Here is a 14,555-nt window from a genome sequence, read left to right as displayed (position 1 = left end):
ATAGTCACTGGGATTCAGGCTCTGAGAATCACCGTCCTCGAAAGTGCCACTTAGATCATGGGGATAATGGATTGCAATCCGATTTTCGCTCCAAAGTGCTTCCAAAGTCTCTGTATCGGCATCCAGTGCAGAACTATGCCGTATGAAATAAGTATCAGTCAAAACTTCTCCTGGCTAACGCCCGCAGCACGCGCGGCTTTGTAGTGGAGGCGAAGCCGCAACGAAAAAGCCGTCGCTGTGCCTGCGATTGTTATGCATTTAGCAACTCGGCCTCATACCAGACATCTTCGTAGTTGTTTCCATCAATGAGAAAACGGTAACCAGGAGGCAAATCGAGATACTCCATTACCTCAGGCAAGTACGCTTGAATATGCTCGACGTGGAGTGGTGAAAAGAAGTCGTCATCTTGTGACATGACTTCACCGCACCAGATATACCAACCGTTCGTACCATTTTCCGGCTTATGCCGGAGTCCATTGATTAGCCCAGAGCCCAGCGTACCGAGCGCGACACCCAATTTTGTACCTGCTTCAGGCTTTTGCGGCTCAACACCTACCCATTCACAGATTGTTTGTTCACGCAGGATTCTCATGATGCTCCAGATGCATAACGCCTCATTAAGAGGCTAAAAATAGTTGGTTAAAATAAGCGAGGCACGAGCAAAAACCAACTGTTTTTTGTCCTGCTTTAATGACTTGTTAGCTTTCAATTACTTGTTCTTTGTAACGCCAGATAAAAGCTTCGTATAACTCTTCTTGCTCCCAATGATATTTAATAATGGAACCACTTATACTGAATTTCCCCCAACCCCAGCCTTCTTCTACAAAGTTAAAGTAAAGGCAACTGCCATTTAAAATAGCAACGACCCAAAACTCATGTTCAAAGTCGTATTGATTCTGCTTCCATTTCACAGGTTTGATTTTACATTTAACCCACGTTTTGAGAGTTTCAAATTCAGAGTCGCTAATTGCAACATCAGCTTCTGCTAATTCTTGATTTACTTCATCGAGAGTTAAATTTGACTGCATACGATCCTTGAAAGCTAACGCCTGGGCTCAACGGCCGATTTGGAGGCGCACCGCGCCGGAAAAGCGGTCCGCTGCAGCCCTTGGTTATGGGCTGATGGCCGCGGCCCCATAGGCATAGATCCCCTCTTCCTTACCTGACTTGAGCCGCTTCATAGCCCTTTGAATTGGCCACATTGCTTTACCATTTGGCAGCCTTAGCTCCACATTGATTTCAGCATTGGGATCTGAATCATTACCATGCCACTCCCCACCTTGGTTGCGCCGAATTACTTCACCTATATAGCCACCGATAGCAAACAAACGACTCCCTAGATCTTCGGATAAAAGACCGGTCGCTTTGGGTTCACCGTCGGGCGCATGCTCTTCAAAGAAACGATCTATTTCTTTAAGGCTTTCAAGCGAAAAATCCGCTTTGTAGCCAGAACTTGATAGCGCTTGAGATATCCACTCTGCCGACGCCTTAACATCCGCAACGATCTTAGAATCTTCCGCATGAGCTGAAATTGCACCGGCTAAGCCCAGTACAACGAGGAATTTCTTTAGTAATGACATAAGCTTACTCTTTTCCTGGGCACTGATGTCCTTGCCCCATAACGCTGAGCGCAGCGGTGGCCTTTACATAGCGAAGCGGCGTAAAGGCCATCCGACTGACGCGTCTGGTTATGTGTTTTTAAACTGCAAAGTCTGATGATCAATTTCTGGCGCCTTTGTTGGTCCAGCATTACGTATCTCTTCTGGGATATAGCTTTCAAGTTTTTCGCGATCAACTTGCGTGAACTTTTCCAAAAAATACGCCATTTGGCAAAGATAATCTTTAACAATCTTTCTATAGTTCTCCGTAACTGGTTGCCCTACGTTTCTATCAAGCTCAGTTATAGTAAGGTTAATAAATACGGGAATGACTTCGTAGTTATGACTGAAGAATAAGGCAGCTATTTGGCTAACATATGAAACCATGGGATAGTTCCTATGATTCCTCCGGTAGCACTGCTCAGGAACTAAATTTTCTTGGTTCAGCAAGACATGAAATTTCTTAAGTTCGTGCCGAGCTTCTTTTGCGCCTTCTAGTGGTAGTGGTGATGTCATTTCCTATCCCGACACATAACATTTGTATATTGTGCATGCGCACTTTGCCATTCATTAAATTGCAGCCTTTTCCTTCGCAAGCAATGAATAAATAAAGTATTTTCACCAAAAAATAGCAATAAAAACCCGAAAACAAAGCGAGCATGCTCATTTAGCCATTTTAAAGTGCACAATATCAGTCTTTACAATTTACTTATGTAATTGACACTAAACGGGTTAAAAATGAAAAGCAAGAAACAAAAAAGCCTGACAACTCAAAAAGAGTCATCAGGCTTTAATCAACAAACTAAATTTAATTCTATCGGGAAAGCAGGGAAACTAGCTTAATCAACCCACCAAATCATCCGGCATATCACCACGCAGGCTATGCCAAATTTCAGCGGACTCGTAACCGTAACGACGAACTAGGTTCACGGACTCGTTGTAGTCGCCTTCGCGGGTTACGGCTATTAGGTTTTCATAGTAGTCGCGGGCCAGCTGGCGGGCTTCGGACGACGAAAAGTAATATTGTCCAATACGCGAGTACAGGCCTTTAAAGCCGTTCAGCACCAGCACATAAATGGGGTTACCGGAGGCCATGGCTAAGTCGTGGTTTAACTGGTAGTCGAACTCAGCAAAGGTTTTTTTGTTGTCTTCCAGTTCGCTGGTAGGTTCCAGTAGCTCCAGAACTCGCTTAGGGTTATGACGAATGGCGGCGCGAATATAAATGGCGCTAATATTGGTGCGGGCAGACAACAACTGGTCGACTAGCTCAGGCATGCCGTCTTCGTCCAGGCGCGCCAGGGTTTCTAAAATATTAAGACCAGAGGTTTCCCAAAAGTTGTTCACTTTGGTGGGCTTGCCGTGCTGAATGGTCAGCCAGCCGTCGCGTGCCAGCCGCTGCAGCACTTCGCGCAAGGTGGTTCTCGTTACGCCTATTAATTCAGACAGCTCTCGTTCAGCGGGTAGAATAGTGCCGGGTGCAAAATGCCCGTTCCAGATAGATTTTACGATGTACTCCTCGGCAAAACCCGCCGGACTTTTAGCTTTTATTATCATATTCCCGCCTGTGAACTAACTAATAAAAGGATTCTAGCAGCCTTGTGTGAGGTCGGACAAGATAACTTCTGCCTTTATATCGACAACACCACGCTATTTGGGTATGGTTTCTACGTTTTTACAGTTTCTTAAGGAAAATCATCATGCTGTCTGTGGGTCAGTGGCCTAACAAACCTTTTGCCTGGTTACTGTTATTTTTAGGGTGTTCAGGCCTGTTGGGCGCCGCGCTTTACTTCCAGATGGTTCTTAACTTAGAGCCCTGCGTAAAGTGTGTTTATCAACGTATGGCGGTTGTCGGTATTGGCTTGTTTGCTATTGTCGGCCTGTTTGGTTCGGGGCTTTGGTTAACGCGCTGGGCGGCTTTAATTGGCTGGCTTTACAGCAGTTATCAGGGCTTATTAATTGCCTACGACCACTGGGATCTCCAAACCTCGAAAAACGCGTTCTTTGCGGTGTGTGAAAGTGCGCCTAATTTTCCTGACTGGGCTCCACTGCACGAATGGATGCCGGGGCTCTTTGCGGCACCGGGGTTATGCGGCGACATTGACTGGCAATGGCTGGGGTTAGGTATGCCCGGTTGGATGACGGTGATTTTTGCGGGCTTGTTACTCATCGGTATTATTGTGACTATTTGTCACATTATTTCGTCGTTCACGAAAAAAAACGGGTTGGTGCTTTACCACAAATAATCCGTTTTAATGCCAGGGCTAAGACAAGGGCCAGGTCACTATACGGTCTTCCAGGTCGCCCTTAAACTTCACCTCACTAACGCAATGGCCGGCTACATGATAGCCGGCTTTTTTCATTGGCTCTTTGCTGCCTTCGTGCCTTAACGGATGCCATTCAGGCAAAGGCTGCCCTTCTGCCCGCAACCGATACGCGCAACTGGCTGGCATAAAGTAAACCTCGTCGAGGTTGTCAGGGGTTAAGGTAACGCATTCGGGTACGCGCTGGCTTCGGTGAGCGTAGTCGGTGCAACATGCGGTGTCGGTGTCTAATAACCGACAGGCAACATTGGTGGAATAAAGATGGTCTTCTTCGTCCTGCAATTGGTTTAAGCAGCACTGCCCACAGCCGTCGCACAGGGCTTCCCACTGTGCATGGCTGAGTGTATGCAGCGGCTGCTCATACCATTTCATTAATACCGACAAGGCATTACCTTGGAAAACGAATGCGGTCGGACAAATAGCCCACGGCGGCCACAAAGTAATGTGAACGGTTCCAGCGCATTAAGGCGTCGTAGTTGGCATAAGCCAGGTAAACACGGCCTTCTTTGTCATCCGGAATCACTATTGAGGCGTCGATATCGGCGCGCGATGGCAACTCAGAGCCGTCAAATCGTGTAACACCTAAATCTGCCCACTCGGCTAATTTTTTCTTGGTGTCCAGCCCGGATAATGACTCATCAAAATCTTCAGGCAGCTGTACCTGACGTCCCCAGGTTACGTCGTCTTTCCAGCCAACAGAGCTTAGGTAGTTAGCGGCTGACGCAAATACGTCCGGGTAGCTGCCCCAAATGTCTTTTTTACCGTCGTTGTCGTAGTCTACGGCGTAACTCATGAAAGAGCTGGGCATAAACTGAGTCTGACCCATAGCGCCAGCCCATGATCCTTTCATTTGCTCGGGTTCAATGTGGCCGTCTTCAATAATGGTTAAGGCTTCCCACAGCTGCTTTTTAAAGAACTCTTCGCGACGTCCGTCAAAAGCCAGCGTAGTTAGTGCCGATACCACGTCAAAACCGCCCGTGAACGAACCAAAGTTGGTTTCAATGCCCCACAACGCCACAATAAAGCGCGGCTGTACGCCGTACTCTTTACCAATTTCTTCCAGCAGCTCTTTGTGCTCGTTGTATTTTTCCAGAGCTTTTTCCGCTTTCCATTCAGGCACAGCACGTGGCAGATAGGTATCCAGAGTTAGCTTAAATTCCGGCTGGTTTTTATCCAGCTCGACTGCCCGCTCGTAATACTTCACTTTGGCAAACGCTTTATCCAGAGTGTCCTGCTTATAGCCGCTTTCAATGGCTTCGGCTTTCAGAGCTTCAACGTAGGTGGCAAACTGTCGATTAACCTCTTCACTGGACTCTTTTTTCGCTTTATCCTCAGCTTCCTGATACGCAGAAGCCGGCGCGCTGAGCGCAAATGAAGAGGCCAGACAAAAGGCCAGCCCTGCCACTTTTATTTTATTTGTTAACATTGAATTGAAGTTCCTCTCGTTTCGGCGGCAACTGCAAGTAGTAGCCATCGTTATGCAAATGTTCCTGTAACTTTTCGACCGTTAAACGAGCCAACTGTTCACGACCCGCCAGGTTTAATGTCAGAACTTTTTCCGCGCGACCAAACTGCTCGCGCAAAACGTCAGGTACTTCGGTAAATTCGTCGCCGTGAGGCAGGTACAAATAGGTATCCGTTTTCTTCGAGCTGCGATAAACATCACACAGCATGGCTGTTCTCCTGAATATGGGCTTAGGCCTGACTAACAATAGCCTGTAATTCTGCCCCAATTGCCTGCTTGCGCCAACCCACCATTAAGTCAGGTTGCGGCAAACGTTGCTGTTGTTGCGTTGAATACTGCCAGTGAAAGTTAATAATGTCGTTAATTTGCTTACGCGAAGCCACTAACGACGCCGGAACCTGCAGGCTTTCGGCAAGTTCGGTAACCGCTTTTTTAATAGCCTTAAAGGTTGGTTTATAACCGTCCATATCGTCCAGGCGTTCAAGGGTTTTCGGTAATTCAGTTTCAGGCACTTGTTCAGCCTGCTGAATACAGCGAATAATGTCCCGACCTGAATACTTGCGTGACATAGGCGCTAAATCGGGAATTCGGCTTAGCTCGTCGTCATTTTTTGGCATTCTCCGGGCTAGCTCAAGCAAGACCCCGTCTTTGGCAATAAAGCCCAGCGGAATGTCGCGCTCACGCGCTTTGTGTAAACGCCAGGGTGTCAGAATTTTCAGCGCCGCCAGTTGCCGCTGGTTCAGCTGCCAGGCGTTGCCTACGCCCAAATAGAGCAGATCATCCGGCCAGCTTTGTGTGCGTTTACGAACCTGAATTTGCGACTCTTCGTACACAATATCCAGCACCCCTTTCTCTTCACACAGAGCTTTAAGGTACGGGTACATTATCGCCAGATAACTGGCATCGGCAGCGGCATAGTCCAATTGTTCGTCACTTAACGGGCGTTTCAGCCAGTTGGTGCGTGACAAGCTCTTGTCCAGCTCAACTCCGTCAAACAACGCGTCGACGAGGCGAGCGTAACCCATTGAGTCACCCAGACCACAAAAACCTGCGGCTATCTGGCTATCAAAAATTTGTTTGGGTTGGCGGCCATTGCTTTGCTGGAAAAACAGTTCTATATCTTCGCCACCGGCATGCAATACGGTTTCGACTTCATCGCCGGAAATCAGCTGCCATAAAGGCTCTAAATCAATATCCGCCAGCGGATCAATAACAGCCGTTGTACCGTTAGCGTGAATTTGTAATAAGCCTAGCTGAGCGTAGTAAGTGCGTTCGCGCACAAACTCGGAGTCGATAGCGAACCAGCCGCATTGTTTTGCTTGCTGGCAGAGGTCTTGTAAATCGTGAGTGGTGGTAACGAGCCGGTATTGTTGTACCGACTCGGGTAATTCTAACGGCAGAGTCAAGCGTCGTCCTCTTCATCGCGTAATTCACGGCGAATTATTTTGCCGACGTTGGATTTAGGCAATTCGTCACGAAACTCAACCAGTTTAGGTACTTTGTAACCGGTCAGGTTTTCACGCGCAAAGTCGATAACTTCACGTTCGGTCAATGACTTATCTTTTGCCACAATGAAGACTTTTACCGCTTCACCAGACGACTCGTGCGGCACGCCTATGGCTGCCGACTCAAGAATTTTAGGATGGTCAGCTAGCACGTCTTCAATTTCGTTCGGATAAACATTAAAGCCCGACACCAAAATCATGTCCTTTTTACGATCCACAATTTTGAAGTAACCACGCTCATCAACTGTCGCCATGTCACCCGTTGCAAACCAACCATCTTTAATAGATTCGGCTGTCGCATCAGGACGGTTAAGGTAACCCACCATAACTTGCGGACCTTTCACTTCCAGCTCGCCCGCTTCACCTAAAGCCACTTCTTCGCGCGTTTCAGGGTCAACAATACGCATGTCGGTACTTGGCACCGGCAAACCAATGCTGCCCGTATAGTGTTCAATATCGTAAGGGTTAACGGTAACCACCGGAGAGCACTCGGTTAAACCATAACCTTCCAGCAAACGAGACTTGGTTACCCGCTCCCACTCTTCGGCCACTGCACGCTGAACCGCCATACCGCCGCCCAGGGCAATTTTTAAATTAGAGAAGTTAACGTCTTTAAAGCCTTTGGTGTTCAACAAGCCATTAAACAGTGTGTTAACCCCTGAAATCATTGAGAAAGGATACTTGTTCAGCTCTTTCACAAAGTTCGGCATGTCGCGCGGGTTGGTAATTAATACGTTCTTGCCGCCATGCTTAATAAAGGTCAGGCAGTTCGCGGTTAACGCAAAGATATGATACAGCGGCAACGCAGTAATAATGGTTTCTTCGCCGTCGTTCATTATGGGGGTAATAACCGAGGAAACTTGTTCAAGGTTAGCAACCATATTACGGTGCGACAGCATAGCGCCTTTGGCCACACCCGTTGTTCCGCCGGTATACTGTAAAAAGGCAATATCATCGCCGGTCACTTCAGGGCGTTTATAGTCTGCCGTGGTTCCTTTGGCCAGCGCCTGATTGAAGCTAACCGTACCTTTTAAATTATGCGAAGGCACCATGCGTTTTATGTACTTAACCACAAAGTTAACCAAAGAGCGCTTAAGCACAGGCAGCTGGTCACCTATTTGCGTGGTAATGACTAAATCGAGCGGAGCTTCTGCTTTAATTTTTTCATAGGTTTGAGCAAAGTTTTCCAGAATAACCAGCGCTTTTGCCTGAGAATCTACCAGCTGATGTTTTAATTCGCGCGGAGTATAAAGTGGGTTGACGTTCACCACCGTCATGCCTGCTCGCAAAATACCGAATAACGCCACCGGATATTGCAGCAAGTTTGGCATCATAACCGCAACGGCATCGCCTTTTTTAAGGCCGGTACTGTGCAAGTAAGCGGCAAAGTCGCGAGTTTTCAGACCCAGTTCTTTGAAACTCATTTCTGAGTCCATATTTACGAAAGCCGTTTTCTCGCCGTACTTTTCAATGGACTGTTCAAGTATATCAACCAACGACGCAAAGTGATCCGGGTCAATTGTTTCCGGTACTCCCGCTGGATAGTTTTCCAACCAAATTTTATCCATAAAAGGCTCCGCCTCTCACTATTTATAGTTATTTTCAGTGGCGCAATCATCGCATATCCGACCAGTTAATCCTAGTCGTTACCAACCGCTAAACGTACGATTTAAGCAGTTCAGCTATTTTCTCAGGTTGTTCCATATGTACATGATGTCCACCTTCCAATGTCTTACAACTTAAGCCAGAAACTTTATCCTGCCATCGCTTAAACGCGCTATCTAACTGATCGTAACCGCGGCTTCCACGCACAACGGTCACCGGCATGGTCAACTTTTCAAACAAGTCATCCACTGCCGAGCTCGGTAACCTGTAGGCCGATGTGGTTTTTACCCTGGCATCGGCTCGCCAGTGCCAGCGGCCATCTTCTTCGCGATCGCAGCCACGCTCAACAATTAGCCGGACTAAATTGGCTGAAAAGTCAGCCTGAGCGGCTCTAGCCTCTACCGCCGAGTCGAAATCCGCGTAGCTTCGCCAGCGCGGTGTCTGCAGTTTTTTGCGACTTAAAAAGCCCTGCTTCAGCTGCTCCTGCGCATTTGTTCCGTCAGACACCAGCAACCCAAAGGCTTCAACTAATAGTAATTGCTGAATACGCTCCGGACATAATGCGGCAACCACATTGCTGACAAAACCGCCCATAGAATGACCCAGCAAGGTTAAATTCTGCCAGCCCTGCTGCTGAATCAGCTGCCATAAATCATAAGCATAGTCGATAAAATGATAATAGTTTCCCACCGGACGGTGATCACTGTGCCCGTGACCGGGCCAGTCAAGTGCTAAAAGGCCACCTTTGTCAGGTGACCAGTACCGGGCTATAGGTAAAAAGCTGTGGCTGTTGTCTAACCAACCATGAGTTGCAATAACTCTTATGTCGTTAGGATCGCCCCAGCACAGCCCGCGAACCGTACCCCAGTCCAGTTGATAACTGACCGGGGTAGCCTGCTCTAAAGCCTCTCGATAATCCATTAAAGAACGAATTAGTTGCGGTTTTTAGCCGGAGTACCCGAGTTGTCCTGCACACGAACACGTACCGGAACCGGATAACGGTAAGGATAGTAAGGTGAATAGAAGTTATGGCGGAACCACAGTGGTGAATAGTCAACTTCTACATGACTTTTCTGTTTCTCAACCTTCCACAAGTGATACCCCGTTGCTTCAATAACCGGGTAGGTATAAACGTATTCGTCAATTTTGCCCTGCTGGGTTTGACCAATAGTACCGACAAAACTAATTGCCCGGCCTTGCTGGTAGACATCGGGGTCAACAAAGTCATTAATTACAGCTAAGAAACGCCCGTCGCTGTTATCGCTAACCTCAGGACGCGCCCAACGTTTCAGTGGGAAACTGACAACTTCAAGTACGGTATGATCTTCGGCGTTGCGGACATCGGCTATAACACCACCCCAACGGGCTGGCTCACCTGCCACCTCATTACCCTGATGTTTGGCAACCTTATAACTCACCAACGCTTCTTCATTATCACTGGCAAGCTCATCAGGAACTGAAGAGCAACCAACCAGTACCAGTGTCGTTAACACTGCAAATATCGTTTTCATAACAGACCTCACTCAGGCGTAAACATCAACACCAAACATTGACGTGATTTGCTCTCTTTTTTCGCTTAACGCTATGTTTTGATAAGCATTAAGCGCTTTTTGAGAACGTTGTGGTGGCTCATCGTAAAACGTATTAAGTGATTCCCACCGTTCTGCGCGCCGCTGACTTTGCCGGACATCAGGCACTACCTGCCGGGTATCAGCAACTTTCGCCGGATTCTGCTCCTGACGTTGCTGATCATCCGGCGCAGGCCTTTGTGGCCCTTGTTGCTGGCTGTTTAGCGGCTGAACCGCTTGCGGATTTATTCGCACGTAAACGATGACTCATCTGTTAGTAAGACTGATTTTATTATGGCGAGTTCAGTGCCATTCTACAAGTTATCGACCCGGCAATTTTTTCCAGGTCACTTCATTACGAACATACAAAGGTTCTAAGTTCTCTGCATCGACCGCAGAAACACAACCTTTAGTTGCTATTGTCAGCATGTCTTCCGCCAGCGGTAACCGGCAATCCATGCTGTGCTTTAATTCCTGCTTAGGATCCAGAGTACCGGCGTAGTTGTCCCAGCCAGTTCCCGCAGTATGGAAGCCCTCAACATTATGTCCTGCAAATAAACTTGCAGAGGGTTCTGCAACGGCAGGCTCCGTTATTTGTTCGGCAAGACCATTATTATTACGGTACAAGGCGTAATAAATTTCACCCATGCGCGCATCTATGCAGGCAACAACCGCTTCTGCATTGTGTTTACGAATGGCTTGTTGCGCTAACGCGTGCAGGCTACTAACAGGATATACCGGTAACTCGGCGCTAAAAGCAAGACCCTGCGCCATAGATACACCAATGCGAACGCCGGTAAAACTGCCTGGCCCTACGCCAACGACCAGACCGTCCAGCTGATTTAATTCGGTCTTAGCCTGCTGCAGCATTTGCTCAACAAAAGGCAGTAAGCGCTGCGAATGTTCCCGCGGGCTTTCTATTGCTTCGCTAAAGAAATTATCCTGCCAGCGAATAGCCACTGAGCAATTTTCAGTCGACGTATCAACTGCTAATAAGTTCGTCATTATTGGTTTCATCTTTCTCTGCAACCTGCGCTAAAAAACTCAGCGCTTCATTTAAATCCCGGGTTCGTGACATAGCAGGCAAGCTGGATAGAAACTGCTTACCGTATTGGCGCGTTACTAAACGACTGTCGCAAACAATTAACACACCGGAGTCATCTTTATCGCGAATTAACCGTCCTGCGCCCTGTTTTAACGCAATTATTGCCTGCGGTAATTGTATCGTGCTGAAGGCATCGACACCACGCAAACGGGCATCTTCAACACGTGCATTCAGCAAAGGATCATCCGGCGAGGCAAATGGCAGTTTGTCGATAATAACGCAGCGTAAGGCTTCACCCCGCACATCTACCCCTTCCCAAAAGGACGAAGTACCCAACAGCACGGCATTACCCTTTTTGGTGAAGGTTTCCAGTAACTCTGTTTTGCCGGACTCGCCCTGCACCAGAATGTCGCGATCCAGTCGGTCGCGTAATATTGCCGCCATCTGCTGCAACATCCGGTGGCTGGTAAACAGCAGGAAAGTGCCGCCACGGTTGACCTTCACGCACTGCTCGGCAATTTCGGTCAGCATCTGGTGCCGGTTTGGATCGTTCGCTTCGGGCAAATACCGCGGTAAACACAGCTTGGCCTGCTTAGCAAAATCAAACGGGCTTTCCAGCAATAAGGTATCGGCGTCGTCTATGCCTAAGCGCTTGGTAAAATAGTCAAACTTACCGTTAACCGCCAAAGTAGCAGAGGTAAATACCCAGCTCATTTTATTACGCTTAATATAGCCACCGAAAGTCTTGGCAACGCTTAACGGCGTTTGATGCAAACTGACGTGTCGGGGCGTGGTTTCAAACCAAAAGCTGTAGCCGGTGCGGTCTACATCCATTAACTGACGCCAAATAGTAAGATGCTGTTCAGCCCGTTCATGTAAATTATCAAAATCTTTATTACGGCCGATAGCGGTTTTCATAACGTCGGTCAGCAGAGTTAACCGCTCCTGCACCCGTTCAGCCACCTCGGCAACATCGGGCTTTTTGCGCCAGTCTCTCCAGTTGCCGCGCATAGGGTCCCGCGGAAACAACAATCGCCAGTCTTTCAAAGTCTGTAATAACGTACGTGCCATTGCGCTGGCTTGTGACAGGTCTTTCAGCTCGGTCATACACAAACGTTGCAGTTCTTCGCACATTTCTGTCAGTTGCCGACTGGAAACCGTTTCGCCAAAGTACTGGCTGGCAATGTCCGGAATTTGATGAGCTTCGTCAAAAACCACGGTGTCGACACTCGGAATAAGCTCACCAAAACCGGTGTCTTTTAACGCCATATCGGCAAAGAAAAGATGATGATTCACCACCACAATGTCGGCTTCCATGGCTTCTTTGCGGGCTTTGACTAAGTGGCAGTCTTCGTACACCGGACAGTCCCGCCCCAGGCAGTTGTCCTGAGTGCTGGTTACCTGCGGTAATACCGAGGCGTCTTCCGCTAAGGCGTTCAACTCGCCCACATCACCACTGCGTGTGGATGTCGCCCAGCGCTTTACCGTAATAAGCTGATTTTGAATGTCTTTACTGAACTGTCCGGCCTGTTGGGTTGCTTGCTCCATGCGGTGCAGACACAAATAATTTGAACGGCCTTTTAATAAAGCGACAACTTTTTCCGGCGCCAGCACTTTTCTTAATGTGGGTAAGTCGCGGTGGAACAGCTGTTCCTGCAGGTTTTTGGTACCGGTAGAAACAATCGCTTTGCCTTTGCCCAGTAGTACAGGAGCCAAATACGCAAAAGTTTTGCCCGTGCCGGTCTCGGCTTCAACGACCAGCTCACCTTTTTTCTTAACGGTAGCGGCTATGGCTTCTGCCATTTGCTGCTGAGCGGCTCGTGGCTGAAAATTTGTAATTGCTTGTGCGAGCTCGCCTGTTGGCTTAAATACTGATAAAACCGTCGCCATAACCTTTACCGCCGAAGAAATAGGCACGTATTATGACATAGATGTTTGCTCAGGCGTAGGTGTCTATATGCCCTGAAGAAGGAGTTTCATCGTCGTCAGCAACCTCTTCAGGTTCGGTTTGTGGAGACGCTTGCTGTTGTGGTTGATGATGCTGATTGTCTTCGCGCTGTTTATCTTCATTGATGGTCGAGCTTTCTTCTTCACTGGTTGCACGAAGCTCGTGTATTTTTTCAACCTGGTTTATTTTCATCTGCTCACGGGCGAAGTCCAGAGGCACGCGAGTGTCTTTGGGGATCAACGGAACCATTGCATCAAAGTTAGCCATTGTTGTTGTCTTTCGCCTCGCAGAGAATGAATTCTGTTATTTGACTATACAACCACTGGTTAAATAATAAGCTTATATCGACTAAATAACCAATAAGTTTACTCTTGCATTACATTCCTCAACTGTTATAGTGCTATACAACTTTACGAAGTAAAACTATTTTTATTGGAGTGTTAATTATGCGTTTTGTTCACAGCCACCACCATCATCATTGGAACTGTATGGCCTAGCCGTGAACTTAATGTTTTGGCTAGCCGTATAAACGCTAGCCTTTCGATTGACTATACAACCCCCCGAAAGGCATATACCTTCGGGGGTTTTTCATTTTAGGAGCTGTTATGACTGACCGTTTAACCATTGCGATACAGAAATCAGGAAGACTGAGTAAGGAATCTATGGCATTGCTGAATGCCTGCGGTGTGAAATTTAGTGTTAACGAAGCACGCTTAATTGCGCACAGCACCAGTCACCCTATCGATTTACTGCGCGTACGTGATGACGACATTCCGGGTCTGGTTATGGACGGCGTGGTTGATTTAGGTCTGGTTGGCGAAAACGTGCTGGAAGAAGCCCGGTTAGAACGCATTGCAACCGATTCCGTCGCGGCCTATCAGCCATTACGTGGACTTGAGTTTGGTCAGTGCCGCTTGTCGCTGGCGGTGCCAAGAGAAAGCCAATACCAGTCGCTGCAAGACTTAGAGGGTTTAAGAGTCGCGACCACTTACCCGCAGTTGCTTAAGCGTTACCTGAAAGACAACGGCGTGAATGCGCGTACGGTTATGCTGACCGGTTCTGTGGAAGTTGCTCCCCGGGCGGGCCTTGCCGAAGCCATATGTGACTTAGTTTCCACCGGTGCTACGCTGGAAGCAAATGGGTTAGTCGAAAAGGACGTGATATTCCGTTCGCAGGCGCAGTTAATACAACGTGCTGACAGCCTTTCAGAAGAAAAACAGGCCATGATAGATCAGTTGCTGCCCCGTATAGACGGCGTGCAAATGGCGCGGGAAAGCAAATACATTATGCTGCACGCGCCAAAGAACAAATTAGAGCAAGTGGTTGAGCTATTACCCGGCGCGGAAACACCGACCATTCTGCCGCTAAGCCACACCGACGAGCAAGTTGCCGTGCACATGGTCAGCACCGAGAAGCTATTCTGGGAAACCATGGAAGATCTTAAATCTATGGGCTGCAGTTCGATACTTGTATTGCCTATTGAAAAAATGATGGGGTGAT

At 48.0% G+C, this 14,555-nt stretch carries 18 protein-coding genes; 2 read left to right on the top strand and 16 right to left on the bottom strand.

Annotation, left to right across the window (positions count from 1 at the left end):
* Positions 1–250 precede the first annotated feature (250 nt).
* From ACN0TF_RS13545 to fadR, 5 genes are all read right to left on the bottom strand, one after another.
* Positions 251–592, bottom strand: coding sequence for a hypothetical protein (locus ACN0TF_RS13545; protein WP_417442331.1), 342 nt, complete (start codon positions 590–592; stop codon positions 251–253).
* A 106-nt stretch (positions 593–698) separates the two neighbouring features.
* The gene (locus ACN0TF_RS13540) at positions 699–1,028 is read right to left on the bottom strand and encodes a hypothetical protein (protein WP_417442330.1); all 330 of its coding nucleotides are present in this window, start codon (positions 1,026–1,028) and stop codon (positions 699–701) included.
* Between the two features lie 84 nt (positions 1,029–1,112).
* Positions 1,113–1,580 carry a hypothetical protein gene (locus ACN0TF_RS13535; RefSeq protein WP_417442329.1) on the bottom strand — a complete coding sequence of 156 codons (468 nt, stop codon included), beginning with the start codon at positions 1,578–1,580 and terminating at the stop codon, positions 1,113–1,115.
* A gap of 108 nt (positions 1,581–1,688) precedes the next feature.
* Positions 1,689–2,114: a hypothetical protein gene (locus ACN0TF_RS13530; protein WP_417442328.1), complete on the bottom strand. Its 426-nt coding sequence runs from the start codon at positions 2,112–2,114 to the stop codon at positions 1,689–1,691.
* 327 nt (positions 2,115–2,441) lie between these two features.
* Entirely contained in the window at positions 2,442–3,152 is a 711-nt protein-coding gene (fadR, locus tag ACN0TF_RS13525; RefSeq protein ID WP_011235053.1) for a fatty acid metabolism transcriptional regulator FadR, read from the bottom strand.
* A 143-nt stretch (positions 3,153–3,295) separates the two neighbouring features.
* Here fadR and dsbB point away from each other — a divergent pair, with 143 nt between their 5' ends.
* Positions 3,296–3,841 carry a disulfide bond formation protein DsbB gene (gene dsbB, locus ACN0TF_RS13520; RefSeq protein ID WP_417442327.1) on the top strand — a complete coding sequence of 182 codons (546 nt, stop codon included), beginning with the start codon at positions 3,296–3,298 and terminating at the stop codon, positions 3,839–3,841.
* 18 nt (positions 3,842–3,859) lie between these two features.
* On the opposite strand, the gene ACN0TF_RS13515 is transcribed toward dsbB, so the two are convergent.
* The 11 genes from ACN0TF_RS13515 to ACN0TF_RS13465 form a co-directional block, all read right to left on the bottom strand.
* A complete protein-coding gene (locus ACN0TF_RS13515) occupies positions 3,860–4,291 on the bottom strand; it encodes a YcgN family cysteine cluster protein (RefSeq protein ID WP_417442326.1) in 432 nt (143 codons plus the stop codon).
* A gap of 16 nt (positions 4,292–4,307) precedes the next feature.
* On the bottom strand, positions 4,308–5,345 hold the full coding sequence (locus tag ACN0TF_RS13510; protein WP_417442325.1) for a lytic murein transglycosylase: 1,038 nt from the start codon (positions 5,343–5,345) through the stop codon (positions 4,308–4,310).
* Positions 5,332–5,592 (bottom strand): YcgL domain-containing protein, encoded by a 261-nt coding sequence (locus tag ACN0TF_RS13505; RefSeq protein ID WP_114981984.1) that lies wholly within the window; start codon positions 5,590–5,592, stop codon positions 5,332–5,334. Before ACN0TF_RS13505 ends, ACN0TF_RS13510 begins: the two co-directional genes overlap by 14 nt.
* A gap of 22 nt (positions 5,593–5,614) precedes the next feature.
* Positions 5,615–6,790 carry a ribonuclease D gene (rnd, locus tag ACN0TF_RS13500; RefSeq protein WP_417442324.1) on the bottom strand — a complete coding sequence of 392 codons (1,176 nt, stop codon included), beginning with the start codon at positions 6,788–6,790 and terminating at the stop codon, positions 5,615–5,617.
* Positions 6,787–8,457, bottom strand: coding sequence for a long-chain-fatty-acid--CoA ligase FadD (gene fadD, locus ACN0TF_RS13495; RefSeq protein ID WP_417442323.1), 1,671 nt, complete (start codon positions 8,455–8,457; stop codon positions 6,787–6,789). The genes rnd and fadD overlap by 4 nt, the downstream gene beginning before the upstream one ends.
* Before the next feature lie 88 nt (positions 8,458–8,545).
* Positions 8,546–9,415, bottom strand: coding sequence for an alpha/beta fold hydrolase (locus ACN0TF_RS13490; protein WP_417442322.1), 870 nt, complete (start codon positions 9,413–9,415; stop codon positions 8,546–8,548).
* An 11-nt stretch (positions 9,416–9,426) separates the two neighbouring features.
* Positions 9,427–10,005 carry a Slp family lipoprotein gene (locus tag ACN0TF_RS13485; RefSeq protein WP_417442321.1) on the bottom strand — a complete coding sequence of 193 codons (579 nt, stop codon included), beginning with the start codon at positions 10,003–10,005 and terminating at the stop codon, positions 9,427–9,429.
* A gap of 12 nt (positions 10,006–10,017) precedes the next feature.
* Positions 10,018–10,317: a hypothetical protein gene (locus ACN0TF_RS13480; protein WP_317498699.1), complete on the bottom strand. Its 300-nt coding sequence runs from the start codon at positions 10,315–10,317 to the stop codon at positions 10,018–10,020.
* Between the two features lie 66 nt (positions 10,318–10,383).
* A complete protein-coding gene (tsaB, locus tag ACN0TF_RS13475) occupies positions 10,384–11,067 on the bottom strand; it encodes a tRNA (adenosine(37)-N6)-threonylcarbamoyltransferase complex dimerization subunit type 1 TsaB (protein WP_417442320.1) in 684 nt (227 codons plus the stop codon).
* Positions 11,045–12,997, bottom strand: a complete 1,953-nt coding sequence (locus ACN0TF_RS13470; RefSeq protein WP_417442319.1) for an ATP-dependent DNA helicase — start codon at positions 12,995–12,997, stop codon at positions 11,045–11,047. Before ACN0TF_RS13470 ends, tsaB begins: the two co-directional genes overlap by 23 nt.
* A gap of 49 nt (positions 12,998–13,046) precedes the next feature.
* On the bottom strand, positions 13,047–13,322 hold the full coding sequence (locus ACN0TF_RS13465; protein WP_417442318.1) for a hypothetical protein: 276 nt from the start codon (positions 13,320–13,322) through the stop codon (positions 13,047–13,049).
* 338 nt (positions 13,323–13,660) lie between these two features.
* Between ACN0TF_RS13465 and hisG the strand changes: the two genes are divergently transcribed.
* A complete protein-coding gene (gene hisG / locus ACN0TF_RS13460) occupies positions 13,661–14,554 on the top strand; it encodes an ATP phosphoribosyltransferase (RefSeq protein ID WP_114981992.1) in 894 nt (297 codons plus the stop codon).
* Position 14,555 lies beyond the last annotated feature (1 nt).

It is taken from the genome of Idiomarina sp., from assembly GCF_048265525.1.
Classification (GTDB): Bacteria; Pseudomonadota; Gammaproteobacteria; order Enterobacterales; family Alteromonadaceae; genus Idiomarina.
Note: the sequence above shows the minus strand (reverse complement) of the source record. Positions and strands in the feature narration are given on the sequence as shown.